General features: G+C 72.9%; 14 protein-coding genes. 8 read left to right on the top strand and 6 right to left on the bottom strand.

The window, feature by feature from the left end:
• Nucleotides 1–23 precede the first annotated feature (23 nt).
• Both ACWGSR_RS19825 and ACWGSR_RS19830 read right to left on the bottom strand, forming a co-directional pair.
• Nucleotides 24–527, bottom strand: a complete 504-nt coding sequence (locus ACWGSR_RS19825; RefSeq protein WP_453567815.1) for a hypothetical protein — start codon at nucleotides 525–527, stop codon at nucleotides 24–26.
• 137 nt (nucleotides 528–664) lie between these two features.
• Nucleotides 665–2,026 (bottom strand): glutamine synthetase family protein, encoded by a 1,362-nt coding sequence (locus ACWGSR_RS19830; RefSeq protein WP_125666630.1) that lies wholly within the window; start codon nucleotides 2,024–2,026, stop codon nucleotides 665–667.
• Nucleotides 2,027–2,316: 290 nt separating this feature from the next.
• Here ACWGSR_RS19830 and ACWGSR_RS19835 point away from each other — a divergent pair, with 290 nt between their 5' ends.
• The 4 genes from ACWGSR_RS19835 to ACWGSR_RS19850 all read left to right on the top strand — a co-directional run bounded on the left by ACWGSR_RS19835 (nucleotide 2,317) and on the right by ACWGSR_RS19850 (nucleotide 4,606).
• On the top strand, nucleotides 2,317–2,661 hold the full coding sequence (locus tag ACWGSR_RS19835) for a hypothetical protein (protein WP_376235901.1): 345 nt from the start codon (nucleotides 2,317–2,319) through the stop codon (nucleotides 2,659–2,661).
• A 92-nt stretch (nucleotides 2,662–2,753) separates the two neighbouring features.
• The gene (locus ACWGSR_RS19840) at nucleotides 2,754–3,431 is read left to right on the top strand and encodes a DUF3105 domain-containing protein (protein ID WP_376235903.1); all 678 of its coding nucleotides are present in this window, start codon (nucleotides 2,754–2,756) and stop codon (nucleotides 3,429–3,431) included.
• Nucleotides 3,428–4,057 (top strand): DUF305 domain-containing protein, encoded by a 630-nt coding sequence (locus ACWGSR_RS19845; RefSeq protein WP_376235905.1) that lies wholly within the window; start codon nucleotides 3,428–3,430, stop codon nucleotides 4,055–4,057. Before ACWGSR_RS19840 ends, ACWGSR_RS19845 begins: the two co-directional genes overlap by 4 nt.
• Before the next feature lie 129 nt (nucleotides 4,058–4,186).
• Entirely contained in the window at nucleotides 4,187–4,606 is a 420-nt protein-coding gene (locus ACWGSR_RS19850) for a CBS domain-containing protein (protein ID WP_376235908.1), read from the top strand.
• A gap of 152 nt (nucleotides 4,607–4,758) precedes the next feature.
• Here ACWGSR_RS19850 and ACWGSR_RS19855 read toward each other — a convergent pair whose 3' ends face one another.
• Together ACWGSR_RS19855 and ACWGSR_RS19860 are read right to left on the bottom strand one after the other, a co-directional pair.
• Nucleotides 4,759–5,613 carry an alpha/beta fold hydrolase gene (locus ACWGSR_RS19855; RefSeq protein WP_453567819.1) on the bottom strand — a complete coding sequence of 285 codons (855 nt, stop codon included), beginning with the start codon at nucleotides 5,611–5,613 and terminating at the stop codon, nucleotides 4,759–4,761.
• The gene (locus tag ACWGSR_RS19860; RefSeq protein WP_453567822.1) at nucleotides 5,610–6,353 is read right to left on the bottom strand and encodes a DUF998 domain-containing protein; all 744 of its coding nucleotides are present in this window, start codon (nucleotides 6,351–6,353) and stop codon (nucleotides 5,610–5,612) included. The genes ACWGSR_RS19855 and ACWGSR_RS19860 overlap by 4 nt, the downstream gene beginning before the upstream one ends.
• Nucleotides 6,354–6,577: 224 nt before the next feature.
• Between ACWGSR_RS19860 and ACWGSR_RS19865 the strand changes: the two genes are divergently transcribed.
• Nucleotides 6,578–8,341: an NAD+ synthase gene (locus tag ACWGSR_RS19865; RefSeq protein ID WP_453567824.1), complete on the top strand. Its 1,764-nt coding sequence runs from the start codon at nucleotides 6,578–6,580 to the stop codon at nucleotides 8,339–8,341.
• Here ACWGSR_RS19865 and ACWGSR_RS19870 read toward each other — a convergent pair.
• Both ACWGSR_RS19870 and ACWGSR_RS19875 read right to left on the bottom strand, forming a co-directional pair.
• Nucleotides 8,307–9,590, bottom strand: a complete 1,284-nt coding sequence (locus ACWGSR_RS19870; protein WP_453567826.1) for an MFS transporter — start codon at nucleotides 9,588–9,590, stop codon at nucleotides 8,307–8,309. The genes ACWGSR_RS19865 and ACWGSR_RS19870 overlap by 35 nt on opposite strands.
• Nucleotides 9,591–9,736: 146 nt before the next feature.
• Nucleotides 9,737–10,759, bottom strand: a complete 1,023-nt coding sequence (locus ACWGSR_RS19875; RefSeq protein WP_453567828.1) for an endonuclease/exonuclease/phosphatase family protein — start codon at nucleotides 10,757–10,759, stop codon at nucleotides 9,737–9,739.
• Nucleotides 10,760–11,143: 384 nt separating this feature from the next.
• Between ACWGSR_RS19875 and panB the strand changes: the two genes are divergently transcribed.
• The 3 genes from panB to ACWGSR_RS19890 all read left to right on the top strand — a co-directional run bounded on the left by panB (nucleotide 11,144) and on the right by ACWGSR_RS19890 (nucleotide 14,007).
• Entirely contained in the window at nucleotides 11,144–12,016 is an 873-nt protein-coding gene (gene panB / locus ACWGSR_RS19880; protein WP_376235922.1) for a 3-methyl-2-oxobutanoate hydroxymethyltransferase, read from the top strand.
• A gap of 132 nt (nucleotides 12,017–12,148) precedes the next feature.
• On the top strand, nucleotides 12,149–13,141 hold the full coding sequence (locus tag ACWGSR_RS19885) for an ATP-binding cassette domain-containing protein (protein WP_376235924.1): 993 nt from the start codon (nucleotides 12,149–12,151) through the stop codon (nucleotides 13,139–13,141).
• Nucleotides 13,138–14,007: an ABC transporter permease gene (locus tag ACWGSR_RS19890; protein WP_376235927.1), complete on the top strand. Its 870-nt coding sequence runs from the start codon at nucleotides 13,138–13,140 to the stop codon at nucleotides 14,005–14,007. Before ACWGSR_RS19885 ends, ACWGSR_RS19890 begins: the two co-directional genes overlap by 4 nt.
• The last annotated feature ends 19 nt before the right edge of the window (nucleotides 14,008–14,026 follow it).

Genomic DNA, 14,026 nt, shown 5'->3' on the forward strand with positions numbered 1-14,026 from the left:
GTGGACCGTCTCGCGACGGCCGTTCACGGCTCCGGGAACGGTGGGGCGCCGTCCAGCACCCGCAACAGCTTCCGCGCGGGTGTGGCCTCCTCCGGCCGTACGGACGAGGCGAGGCCCTCGACGGTCGGTCGGCCCGCGTGGACCGCTGCCCTCGCGGCCGTCTCCCAGCCGGTCTGCCGCCGGTAGTCCACGTCGCTCCCCCGGCCCCGGGTCGCCGCGGCGGCGGAGTGCCACTGGTCGGCCCGGCAGATGCTCCCCAGCAGCTCCAGCAACTCGGCCTTGCACGCCACGTGCGGGGAGCCGGCCAGTTCGAGAAGGAACGGGACCGCGGGAGCCGTCGCCTCGCCGACGACGAACCCCAGCGCGCAGAGCGCGTCGCCCAGGTCGTCGACGGCGGCACGGGCCGTGCTCTCGTCCCCGTACGCGATCCGGGACAGCAGCGGAGGAACACCGCCGGCAGCGGCCCCCGTCGCGTCGCGCAGCTCTCCCCAGCGGACCCCGGAGACGCCCCTCAACAGACTTCCCACGTCCCGTGCTCCTCGTCAGGTCCTCGTGGCGGGCCCGCCGACCCCTTGCGAGGCCCCGGGCGGAACGCGTCGGGGCCGGCGGTTTCCGACCGCCGGCCCCGACCGCGGGTTCGGAGCTTCGCCCGCTCCGGCCGCCGCTACAGCACCGGCAGGTTCTTCCGCAGCTCGAACGCCGTGACCTCCGAGCGGTACTCCTCCCACTCCTGCTTCTTGTTGCGCAGGAAGAAGTCGAAGACGTGCTCGCCCAGGGTCTCCGCGACCAGTTCGCTGCGCTCCATCAGGGAGATCGCCTCGCCGAGGTTCTGCGGGAGGGGCTCGATGCCCATCGCGCGGCGCTCCGAGTCGGAGAGGGCCCAGACGTCGTCGTCGGCGCCGGCCGGGAGTTCGTAGCCCTCCTCGATGCCCTTGAGGCCGGCCGCGAGGAGGACGGCGTAGGTCAGGTACGGGTTGGCGCCCGAGTCGATGGAGCGGACCTCGACGCGCGAGGAGCCCGTCTTGCCCGGCTTGTACATGGGGACCCGGATGAGGGCCGAGCGGTTGTTGTGGCCCCAGCAGATGTACGAGGGGGCCTCGCCGCCCGAGCCGGCCGTGCGGGAGGAGCCGCCCCAGATGCGCTTGTAGGAGTTGACCCACTGGTTGGTGACGGCCGAGATCTCGCCCGCGTGCTTCAGGAGGCCCGCGATGAAGGAGCGGCCCACCTTGGAGAGCTGGTACTCGGCGCCCGACTCGTAGAAGGCGTTCCGGTCGCCCTCGAAGAGGGAGAGGTGGGTGTGCATGCCCGAGCCCGGGTACTCCGAGAACGGCTTCGGCATGAAGGTGGCCTGGACGCCCTGTTCGAGGGCGACCTGCTTCATGACCAGGCGGAACGTCATGATGTTGTCGGCCGTGGAGAGCGCGTCGGCGTAGCGGAGGTCGATCTCCTGCTGGCCCGGCGCGCCCTCGTGGTGGGAGAACTCCACCGAGATGCCCATCGACTCCAGCATGGTGATCGCCTGGCGGCGGAAGTCCATGCCGACGTTCTGCGGGGTGTGGTCGAAGTAGCCCGAGTTGTCGGCCGGGGTGGGCCGGGAGCCGTCGAGCGGCTTGTCCTTCAGGAGGAAGAACTCGATCTCGGGGTGGGTGTAGAAGGTGAAGCCCAGGTCCGAGGTCTTGGCCAGGGCCCGCTTCAGGACGTAGCGCGGGTCCGCGAAGGACGGCGAGCCGTCCGGCATCAGGATGTCGCAGAACATCCGGGCCGTGCCCGGCGCCTCCGCGCGCCACGGCAGGATCTGGAACGTGCCCGGGTCCGGCTTGGCGATCATGTCCGACTCGTAGACGCGGGCGAAGCCCTCGATCGCGGAGCCGTCGAAGCCGATGCCCTCGTCGAAGGCCTGCTCCAGTTCGGCCGGCGCCACGGCCACCGACTTGAGGAAGCCGAGCACGTCGGTGAACCACAGGCGCACGAAGCGGATGTCGCGCTCTTCGAGCGTACGGAGCACGAATTCCTGCTGCTTGTCCATTTCCACACCCATCCTCGCTGGTCAGGCCGCCTGATCCCACCGCCTCGGGCACATCGGGGGCACCTGAGCATCCCACCACATGGTTTCGCGCACGTTGCACACCCATACTGCCTGCTCGGTTGTGACTCAGGTAACGGGGGAGGGCCCGATCCTGGCCCCCGTCCCCCGGTCCGCTCCCGTCGTCCGGCATCCGGTGGTACCCCGTTCGGCCCACGGAGGGCGTTCGCCCACTACGATCTCCGCCCATGGGGGCCCCACGGCTCGTACGCCCGTCCCGGCACGCGCGTCCCATGGCACTGGTGAGTGCCGTGGCGACGCTCCTCGCCGCGCTCTCCTTCTGTCTGGGGACCGGGCCGGGGGCGGAGTCCCACCACGGGCCGGCCCCGGAGCAGCGGGTGCGGGCGGCGGCGAACGCCGTCGCCGTCGAGTACGTCTGCCCGTACGACCGCGGCGGCTGCTCCCTCTTCCCGTCCCCCTCCCCCGCGGTGCTCGGCGCGCCCGCGCTCGATCCCCCGCTCCAGGCGGCGGACGGGCTTCCGCGCCTCGCCCCGGTCTCCGGCGACGGGCCGGCGCGCCGCTCCGGCGTCCGGCCGCGCGCGCCGGACCTGCACGTCCTTCAGGTTCTCCGCACGTAGGCGGGTGACGGGGCGGCCCTCCGTCCCCGCCGCCGCACGTCCGTGCCCGTACCGAACCCCACCCCCACCTCCCGAAGAAGGACGACACCACCATGGCCGCCAACCGCTCCGCCAACGCCGACCGCCGCGCCCGAATAGAGGAGATGCGCCGCGCCGAGCAGGCCCGTGAGCGCCGCAACCGCCTGATCACGATCGGCGTCTCGACCGTCGTCGTGCTCGGCCTCGTCGGCTTCGGCAGCTTCGTGCTGATGAAGAAGTCCGACGAGCAGGACAAGAAGGAAGCCGCCGCCAAGGCCCCGATCTCCGCCGAGAAGAGCTGGGACCCCGCCAAGCTCGGCCGCAACCACGTCCAGACGGCCGTGAAGTACGACATGAAGCCGCCGGTCGGCGGTGACCACAGCCAGGTCTGGATGAACTGCGACGGCGACGTCTACACGAAGCCGGTCCCGGACGTGAACGCCGTGCACTCGCTCGAGCACGGCGCCGTCTGGGTGACGTACAACAAGCAGGCCCCCAAGGGCGACGTGGAGAAGCTGGCCGCGAAGGTCGGCAAGACCAAGTACACGCTGATGAGCCCCGTGGACGACCAGGCCGGCGCGATCATGCTGTCCGCCTGGGGCAAGCAGGTGACCGTGGACGGCGCGGACGACCCGCGCGTCGACGCCTTCTTCACCAAGTACGTGCAGGGCCCGCAGACCCCGGAGCCGGGCGCGGCCTGCACGGGCGGGCTCGACGCGGCGGGTGCGGGCGGCGCCGGGATGGGCCAGTGAGGCCGAACCGCACGCAGGGGGCGGCGATCGCCGCCGTCGCCCTCGCGGTGCTCTTCGCCGGGGGCGCGGTGACCGTCGCCTCCGCGGACCGCGACGAGGCGCCCGCCGCCCCCGTCTCCACGTCGGCGGACGCCGGGTTCGCCCGGGACATGGCGGTCCACCACCAGCAGGCCGTCGAGATGTCGTTCATCGTCCGGGACCGGACGAAGGACGAGGCCGTGCGCCGGCTCGCGTACGACATCGCGAACACGCAGGCCAACCAGCGGGGCATGATGCTCGGCTGGCTCGACCTGTGGGGGCTGCCCAAGACCGAGTCCGGCGTCGAGCCGATGACCTGGATGGGCATGGGCGGCTCGGGCGACGCCGGTCCGCTGGACGGGGCGCTCATGCCGGGCATGGCGACCAAGACGCAGATCGAGGAGCTCCGGAAGGCCAGTGGCCGGGAGGCCGAGGTCCTGTACCTGAAGCTCATGACCGAGCACCACAGAGGCGGGGTCCACATGGCCGAGGGGTGCGTGCAGAAGTGCACCGTGGGCGTCGAGCGCTCGCTCGCCCAGGGCATGGTCGACGCGCAGAAGTCCGAGATGCTGCTGATGGCGGACATGCTGAAGGAGCGCGGGGCCTGATCCCGGGCCCGTGAGCAGAGGCCGTACGGCCCCCGTGACCCGCTGCGGTCGCGGGGGCCGTGCCGTGCGCCGACAATGGGTGGGCTCGGGGATTCGTACGACGTTCGACGACGAAAGGTACGCGACCCCATGACCACGGCGAAGGACATCATGCACACCGGGGCCCGGTGGATCCCGGCTCACGAGACGCTCGACCGCGCCGCGCAGCTCATGCGCGACATGAACGTGGGCGCGCTGCCCATCGCCGACGAGAACGAACGTCTCTGCGGCATCCTCACGGACCGCGACATCGTCGTCGGCTGCGTGGCCATGGGCCACGACCCGTCCAAGGTGACCTGCGGCGAGATGGCCAAGGGCACCCCGCGCTGGGTCGAGTCGGACGCCGACGTGGGCGCCGTCCTGGAGGAGATGCAGAGCCACCGGATCAAGCGGCTCCCCGTCATCGAGGAGAAGCGGCTCGTCGGCATGATCAGCGAGGCCGAGCTGGCGCAGCACCTGTCGGACGAGCAGATCAAGGCGTTCTGTATGAGCGTCTACGCGTCTTCCTGACGGCCCCCTCCGGACGGTCCACGGGCGTCCGCGCCGTCTTCCTGACGGCTCTCCGGGCCTCCACGGGCGTCTGCGCCGTCTTCCTGACGGCTCTCCGGGCCTCCACGGGCGTCTGCGCCGTCCTCCTGACCGCTCCGGACGCCCATGGACGTCTACGCGTCCTCCTGACCGCTCCGGAGATCCAGGACCGCCCGGGCCACCGCGTCCGGGCGGTCCCTCATGACCAGGTGGCCCGACGGCTCGGCCGCCTCGTAGCGGGCGCCGAGCCGCCGGGCGAGGGCGCGCTGCCGCCGCTCCCAGCGGGCGGAGCCGTCGGGGGCGGCGAGGACGGTGACGGGGAGGCCGGGCGGGAGCGGGTGCTCGTCCCGCAGGGCGAGGAGTTCGGCGGCGACGGCTCCGTAGCGGGCGTTCTCCAGGAGGGTGCCGCGCAGCACGCGCGAGGTGCGGTAGACGCGGCGGACGAGGGCGGGGTCGGTACGGACGGGGGCGGGGCCGGGGTGCGGGGCGCCTCTCCGTACGGTCCCCGCCCGGACCGCGAGGTCCCGGACCGCCGGGCCGAGCGCCGCCGGGAGTCCGGCGGCGCAGAGGACGGCGCCGAGGGCGCGGGCGGGCGCGGTGGTACGGGACGGCCGCGGGTCCTCCTCCACCGAGGAGTCGACGAGGACGAGGCCGGCGGCCCGGTCCGGGTGCAGCCGGGCGAAGGCCTCCGCGTGGAACCCGGCGATCGAGTGCCCGACGACGACGGCCGGTCCGCGGTGGCCGAGCGCGTCGAGGACCGCCGCGATCCGGTCCGCCTCGCCCGCCGCCGTCGGCGGGGCCGCCGCCGGGGCGGAGAGGCCGTGGCCGGGACGGTCGAAGCGGACGAGCGTGCGGTACGGGGCGAGGTGCGGGACGACCGGGTCCCAGTCGAACCAGCTCATGCCGAGGCCGGCGCTCAGGACGCAGACGGGTCCGGAGCCCTCGGTCACCACGTGGTGGGGCACGCCCCCGATCCGTACGAAGGTCACCGCCGCTCCCTCCGTCCGTCCCCGGCCGGGGAGCGCGCGAGGGAGTGTGCGAGGACGGCGAGCCACACGGCCACCAGGAGGACCTGGAGCCGCTGGCCCGCGCCGAGCGCCCAGACGCCCTTCCCGGCCTCGAAGGCGGCGACGGCGGCGAGGGTCCAGGCGGTGGCGGCGAGCTCCAGGACGACCAGGACCGGTCCGGTGCGGGCGAGGGGCAGCAGGCGGTCGTGGCGGCGGGCGGCGACGGTCAGGGCGACCAGGGCGGCGAGCGCGCCCGTCATCGCCAGGCTCGAACTGACGGCGTGGGCCGCGTGGGTGGCGGGGACGAGCCCGGCGGTCTCGCGCGCCGCGCACACGGGGTCGGCGGTCGGGGTGCAGCTCAGCGGCAGCCGGGAGTCGGCGACGGTGGCGGCCCCGAAGACGGCGAGCGCGATCCATCCGCCGACGGCCCAGGGGTCGCGGCCCGCGCGGCTGCCCGGGTCCGGCGGCCCGCCGGACCCTCCGCGCGCCCGCCACGCCCCCGCCAGGCCCGTCAGCGCCCCCGCCAGGACCAGGAGGCCCGCCGCGAAGTCGGTGGCGCGGAAGAGGCCGCCGAGGGGCTGGTCGGCGGCGGCCAGTTCGGAGACGTACGTCCGGACCGGGTCGAGGCCGGTGCGGACGACGACTTCGAGGACCCAGGCGGTGTACGCGAACGCACCGAGGGCCAACAGGGCTGCGGCCGTGCGCGCGACACTCCTGGACATACCGGTTCGAACGCCGGGACGGGCCCCGGGGTTCCCGGTGGCGGGCCCCGGCCTCGCGGGCGGCTCCGCACGGGCGGCTCCACGAACGGGCGGCTCCGCACGGACGCCTCCACGAACGGACGACTCCGCACGGGCGCCTTCCGGGCGGACGCCCGGCCCTGGGACCCGGAATCCCCGACCCGTATCCCAGGACATAGCGTCGGTCTGACGATTACACTGGGCGGGTGCCTCAACTACGCCTCGCCCTGAATCAGATCGACTCGACCGTCGGAGACATCGCCGGGAACGCGGAGGCGATCGTGCACTGGACCCGGCACGCCGTCGGGCAGGGCGCGCATCTCGTCGCGTTCCCCGAGATGGCGCTGACCGGATACCCCGTCGAGGACCTCGCGCTGCGCTCCTCCTTCGTGGAGGCGTCCCGGACGGCCCTGCGCGGGCTCGCCCGGCGCCTCGCCGAGGAGGGGTTCGGGGAGGTGCCGGTGGTCGTCGGCTACCTGGACCGCTCGGAGCGGGCGGAGCCCCGGCTCGGCCGGCCGGCCGGGTCGCCGGAGAACGCCGCCGCCGTCCTGTACGGCGGGGAGCCGGCGCTGCGGTTCGCCAAGCACCACCTGCCCAACTACGGCGTCTTCGACGAGTACCGCTACTTCGTCCGGGGCGACACGCTGCCCGTCGTCCGGGTCCACGGCGTCGACGTGGCCCTGGCGATCTGCGAGGACCTCTGGCAGGACGGCGGCCGGGTCCCGGCGGCGCGCGCCGCGCGGGCCGGACTGCTCCTGTCGGTGAACGCCTCGCCGTACGAGCGGAACAAGGACGACACGCGCCTCGAACTGGTCCGGGCGCGGGCCCGGGAGGCCGGGTGCGTCACGGCGTACCTGGCGACGACCGGCGGCCAGGACGAGCTGGTCTTCGACGGCGACTCGATCGTCGTGGACGCGGCGGGCGAAGTGGTGGCGCGGGCCCCGCAGTTCGTCGAGGGCAGCGTGATCCTGGACCTGGACCTTCCCGCGTACGACCCGGACGCGCCGGAGGGGCCGACCGGGGAGGACGGGCTGCGGATCGACCGGGTGACGCTCTCCGAGAAGCCGCTGCCCGCGTACGAGCCGGAGCTGACGGGCGGTTACGCGCACCGGCTCGACGACGACGAGGAGGTGTACTCGGCGCTCGTCATCGGCCTGCGCGCCTACCTCGCGAAGAACGGTTTCCGTTCGGTCCTGGTCGGCCTGTCCGGCGGCATCGACTCCTCGCTCGTCGCGTCGATCGCCTGCGACGCGCTCGGCGCGGAGAACGTGTACGGGGTGTCGATGCCGTCGAAGTACTCCTCCGCGCACTCGCGCGGCGACGCGGCCGAGCTGGCCCGCAGGACCGGCCTCAACTACCGCACGGTGTCGATCGAGCCGATGTTCGACGCGTACATGGGGGCGCTCGGCCTCACCGGGCTCGCGGAGGAGAACCTCCAGGCCCGGCTGCGCGGCACGGCCCTGATGGCGCTCTCCAACCAGGAGGGGCACCTGGTGCTCGCGCCGGGCAACAAGTCCGAGCTGGCGGTGGGCTACTCGACGCTGTACGGGGACGCGGTGGGCGCGTTCGGGCCCATCAAGGACGTGTACAAGTCGGACGTCTTCCGGCTGGCGCGCTGGCGGAACCGGGCGGCCGAGGAGCGCGGCCAGACCCCGCCGATCCCGGAGAACTCGATCTCCAAGCCGCCCAGCGCCGAGCTGCGGCCGGGGCAGGTCGACACGGACTCGCTGCCGGACTACGAGGTGCTGGACGGCGTCCTCGCCCTGTACGTGGACCGGGACCTGGGCCGGGACGAGATCGTGGCCGCCGGGTACGACGAGGAGCTGGTGACGCGGACGCTGCGGATGGTGGACGCGGCGGAGTACAAGCGGCGCCAGTACCCGCCGGGCACCAAGATCTCGGCGAAGGGCTTCGGCAAGGACCGGCGCCTGCCGATCACGAACCGCTGGCGGGAGTCCCCGGCCGGCTGACCCCGGCCCCGGCGTCCTCTCCGGCGTCCTCTCCGGTGTGCTTCCCGGTGTCCTTTCCGGCGTCCTTGAGGGGGCTTCCCGCGACCACGCGGGAGGCCCCCTCCGGCGTGCGGCGGTCGAGCAGGCCCGCCACCACCGCGACCGCCAGGCCGACGGCGGTGAGGCCCGCGCCGACCAGGGCCGGGGAGGTCCAGCCCCAGCCGGCGGCGACGGCCGCGCCGCCCGCCCAGGCGCCGCCCGCGTTGGCGAGGTTGAAGGCCGAGTGGTTGGAGGCGGAGGCGAGCGTCGGGGCGTCCTTGGCCTTGTTCATGACCAGCATCTGGAGCGGAGTGGTGGTCATGAAGCCGACCGCGCCGAGGACGACGACCGTGACCAGGGCCAGCCAGGGCACGTGGACGGTGAAGCGGAAGGCGACCAGGGCGAGGACGAGGGCGGCGAGCGAGCCGTACAGGGTGGGGCGCAGCGCCCGGTCGGTCAGCGGTCCGGCGGCGAGCGCGCCGCCGGTCATCCCGAGGCCGAAGAGGGCGAGGACGAGCGTGACGGTGGAGTCGCCGAAGCCCATCACCTCGGTGGTCATCGAGGCGAGGTACGAGTAGACGGCGAAGACGCCCGCGAAGCCGAAGACGGCGGTGAGCAGGCCGAGCAGCACCTGCGGGCGGCCGAGGGCGCGCACCTCGCGGCCCAGGCCCTGGTGCCCGTCGGCGGGGATCGGCGGGACCAGGCGGGCGAGCGCGGCCATGGCGAGCAGGCCGATCGCGGAGACCACGAGGAAGGTGGCCCGCCAGCCGAGGTGCTGGCCGAGGAGGGTCGCGGCCGGTACGCCGAGGATGTTGGCGACGGTGAGGCCGAGGAACATGGTGGCCACCGCCCGCGCCTGCCGTCCCTCGCGGACGAGACGGGCGGCGACGACCGCGCCGAGGCCGAAGAAAGCGCCGTGCGGGAGGCCGGCGAGGACCCGGCCCGCGACGAGCCAGCCGAAGCCGGGGGCGAGCGCGGAGGCGAGGTTGCCGACCGTGAAGAGCGCCATGAGCAGCAGGAGCATCCGCTTGCGCGGGATGCGGGAGCCGAGGGCGGTGAGCAGCGGGGCGCCGACGACGACCCCGATCGCGTACGCCGAGACGAGGTGTCCGGCGGTGGGGACGGAGGTGCCGAGGTCCTCTGCGACCTGGGGCAGGAGCCCCATCATCACGAATTCGGTGGTGCCGATGCCGAAGGCGGAGACGGCCAGGGCGAACAACGCCAGGGGCATGAGGGGGAGGGCCTTCCGGGGACGGGGCCGGGGGCTGCCCCCCGAATTAGTTCTTCGTCTGAACAAATTGTCGCAGACGACGTGTTCCCGGTGGCTTCCGGAGGATGAAGGGGACGTTTCGGCGCGGGGCCGGTGCGGGAACCGGTTCAGAACGTCACGCGGGCGGCGATCGGGAGGTGGTCGCTCCTCGTGGCGGGCAGCGCCCAGGAGGAGACGGGCTCGACGCCCTTGACCATGATCTGGTCGATGCGGGCCATCGGGAACGAGGCCGGCCAGCTGAAGCCGAAGCCGTCGCCGGCCGCGCCCTGGGTGGAGCGGAGCTGCGAGGTGACGGCGTTGAGGGCGCGGTCGTTCATGGTGCCGTTGAGGTCGCCGAGGAGGACGATCCGCTCGTGCCGGTCCCGGGAGATGGCCTCGCCGAGCGCGTCGGCGCTGTTGTCGCGCTGGTTGGCGGTGAAGCCGGCGTTCATCCGGACCCGCACGGAGGGCAGATGGGCGACGTACACGGCCACCTCGCCCTTCGGGGTCACGACGGAGGCGCGCATGGCCCGGGTCCAGCCCATGTGGATGTCGACGGGCCGCGCGTCCCGCAGCGGCAGCTTGCTCCAGAGGCCCACCGTGCCCTGGACGGAGTGGTACGGGTAGGCCTCGGCGAGGCCCTCCTCGTAGACCGGGACCATGTCGCCCTTGAGCTCCTCCAGGGCGAGCACGTCGACGCCGGAGGCGGCGAGCTGCCGGGCCGCGCCCTCGGGGTCGGGGTTCTCGGCGTTCACGTTGTGGGTGGCGACGGACAGGTCGCCGCCGGGGGCGGACTTGTCGGCGACGAGCCCGCCGAAGAGGTTGAGCCACACCACGGCCGGAAGCAGCAGGGCGATCAGCGCGGTGGCGGACCGGCGCAGCAGCGCGAGGACGAGCAGGAGCGGCACGAAGAGGCCGAACCAGGGCAGGAAGGTCTCCGTGAGGCTGCCCAGGTTGCCGATCCGGTTGGGGATGTCGGCGTGGAAGACCATCACGAGGGTGAGCGCCACGGCGGTCAGGGCGATCAGGACGCCCCGGCGCCAGACCCCCCGGTCTCTGCGGAGCCGGTCGAGGGCGGCCCGGAACCGGGAACGGGGACGCTCGCCGTTCGCGCCGCCGTACTCGGTCCCCGTCGTGTCCACCCGCGTCATCGCTGCCCTCACTGCCTTGCCGCCGTACCGTCGTGCCTGCTGCCGTGGCCCGACGTCGACACTAGGCGATGAGGGGACGGCCGTACTCCCCCAGGGACGACACCGCACGCGTGGCGGGTTCCTCGGGAAGTGCCGAAGTGGGACGGCTGTGACAGAACGCTCATATTCGCGACGGTCCGGGGCGGGGCCGGGGACCCGCCGGGCGGGGCTCCGGAGCGGCGCGGGCCGGACCCCGGAGCGGTGCCGCGCCGGTTTCACACATTGCGGCGGTGTGAACAGCGCCACTCCGGCCCACTTTCCCGTCCGCCCGCCGAAGTGCCACCATGGATGTGGTCCGGGGACGCCGTGAGGGCGCCTCGAGATGACGACAAGGAGCCGTGCACCATGACGCTTCAGGCTGCCCAGAAGCCGCCCGCCTCCGGCGGCGACGGCGACAAGTCGCTCTACGGGGGGAAGGGCACCCGCCGCATCACCGTCCACGACATCGCCGCCGCCAAGGCCCGCGGCGAGAAGTGGCCCATGCTCACCGCCTACGACGCGATGACCGCCTCCGTCTTCGACGAGGCCGGCATCCCGGTGATCCTCGTCGGCGACTCGATGGGCAACTGCCACCTCGGCTACGACACCACCGTGCCCGTCACGATGGACGAGATGACCCTGCTCTCCGCCGCCGTCGTACGGGGCACCAGGCGGGCCCTCGTCGTCGGCGACCTGCCCTTCGGCTCGTACCAGGAGGGGCCCGTCCAGGCCCTGCGCAACGCCACCCGGCTCGTCAAGGACGCCGGCGTCGGCGCGATCAAGCTGGAGGGCGGCGAGCGCTCGCTGCCGCAGACCGAGCTGCTCGTCCAGGCCGGCATCCCCGTCATGTCCCACCTGGGCCTGACCCCGCAGTCCGTCAACACCATGGGCTACCGGGTGCAGGGCCGCTCCGACGAGGCCGCCCACCGGCTGCTCAGCGACGCCAAGGCCGCGCAGGACGCGGGCGCGTTCGCGGTCGTCCTGGAGCTCGTGCCGGCCGAGCTGGCCGCCGAGGTCACCCGTTCGCTGCACATCCCGACCATCGGCATCGGCGCCGGCGCCGGGACCGACGCGCAGGTCCTCGTCTGGACCGACATGGCCGGTCTGACCGGCGGCAAGGTGCCGCGCTTCACCAAGCAGTACGCCAACCTCCGCGAGACGCTCGGCGACGCCGCGCGCGCCTTCGCCGAGGACGTCTCCGGCGGGGCGTTCCCCGCCGAGGAGCACACCTTCCACTGATCCCGGAAGGCCCCTCGCAGAGGGTCCCGAGAAGCCACTGCGGCACCTCCGACAGCCCGCCGACATCCCCCATCGGCGGGCTGTCGGCCGTCTGTAGGAGCGCTGTCGGTGGCGCCTGGTCCACTGGTGTCCATGACGCGATCACACACCAACGCCGTCGAGGTACGGGGCCTCGTGAAGCACTTCGGCGAGACGAAGGCCCTCGACGGGGTCGACCTGGACGTCCGGGAGGGCACGGTCCTCGGGGTCCTCGGCCCCAACGGCGCCGGGAAGACCACCCTCGTCCGCTGCCTGTCCACCCTGATCGTCCCGGACTCCGGGACCGCCACCGTCGCCGGTTACGACGTGGTGCGCCAGCCCCGGCAGCTGCGCCGCACCATCGGCCTCACCGGCCAGTACGCCTCGGTCGACGAGAAGCTGTCCGGCTGGGAGAACCTCTACATGATCGGGCGGCTGCTCGACCTCTCCCGCAAGGACTCCCGGGCCCGCGCCGACGAGCTCCTGGAGCGCTTCTCGCTCACCGAGGCCGCCAAGCGGCCCGCGATGAACTACTCGGGCGGCATGCGCCGGCGGCTCGACCTGGCCGCCTCGATGATCGGGAACCCGGCCGTCCTCTACCTGGACGAGCCGACCACCGGCCTCGACCCCCGCACCCGCAACGAGGTCTGGGACGAGGTCAAGCGGATGGTCTCCGAGGGCGCCACCGTCCTGCTCACCACCCAGTACATGGAGGAGGCGGAGCAGCTCGCGAGCGAGCTGACCGTCATCGACCGCGGCAAGGTCATCGCCAACGGCAAGGTCGACGACCTCAAGGCCCGGGTCGGCGGCCGCACCCTGAAGGTGCGTCCGGTGGACCCGGCCGACCTGACCGCCATGGCCGCCGCGCTCCGCGAGACCGGTCTCGACGGCGTCGCCGGCGCGACCGTCGTCCCCGACGAGGGCGCGCTGTACGTGCCGATCCTCGCCGACGAGCAGCTGACCGCCGTCGTGGCCCTGCTGGGCGCGCGCGGTTTCGGCATCGCCCACATCGGCACCCATCTGCCCAGCCTGGACGAGGTGTTCCTGGCGATCACCGGCCAGAAGACGACCGTGTCCGACGCGCTTCCCGAGGAGGTCGCCGCATGAGCACCGCCACCACGACCACACCGCTCTCCAAGACCCCCGTCGGCGGCCCGGACCGGGGCACGGGCCCGGCGCGGGCGCTGCCCGGCGAGGGCCGGATCGGCCTGCGGGCCAACCTGCGCCACATCGGCGCCCTGGCCCGGCGCAACGCCCTCCAGATCAAGCAGGATCCGGAGTCGATGTTCGACGCCGTCCTGATGCCGATCATCTTCATCCTGCTGTTCGTGTACGTCTTCGGCGGCGCGATCGCCGGCAAGGGCAACAACGACGCGTACGTGAACTACGTGACGCCCGGCCTGATGGCGATGATGGGCATGAACATCGCCATGGCCGTCGGGTCCGGTGTGAACGAGGACTTCAAGAAGGGGGTCATGGACCGGTTCCGGACGATGCCGATCGCCCGGTCCTCCGTCCTGATCGCCAAGATCGTCGTCGAGGTCGGCCGGATGCTGATCGCCACCGCGATCCTGCTCGGCATGGGCTTCCTGCTCGGCCTGGAGATCAAGACCTCGGTCCTCGACCTCTTCGCCGCGATCGGCCTGTCGATGGTCTTCGGCGCCTCGCTGATGTGGATCTTCATCCTGCTCGGCCTCACCATGAAGACGAGCCAGGCGGTCCAGGGGGTCGCGATGCTGGTCCTGATGCCGCTCCAGTTCGGCTCGTCGATCTTCGCCCCGCCGACCTCGATGCCCGGCTGGCTGGAGACCTTCACCGACTACAACCCGCTCTCCAACCTCGCCGACGCCGCGCGCAACCTCGTCAACGGCGGCCCGGTCGCCCACTCGGTGTGGATGACCCTCGGCTGGTCGGTGCTGATCACGGTCGTCACGGCGCCGATCGCGGTCGCCAGGTTCCGCAACAAGACCTGAGTCGCGGGACGCCCCCAGG

The organism is Streptomyces sp. NPDC055632, from assembly GCF_053618675.1.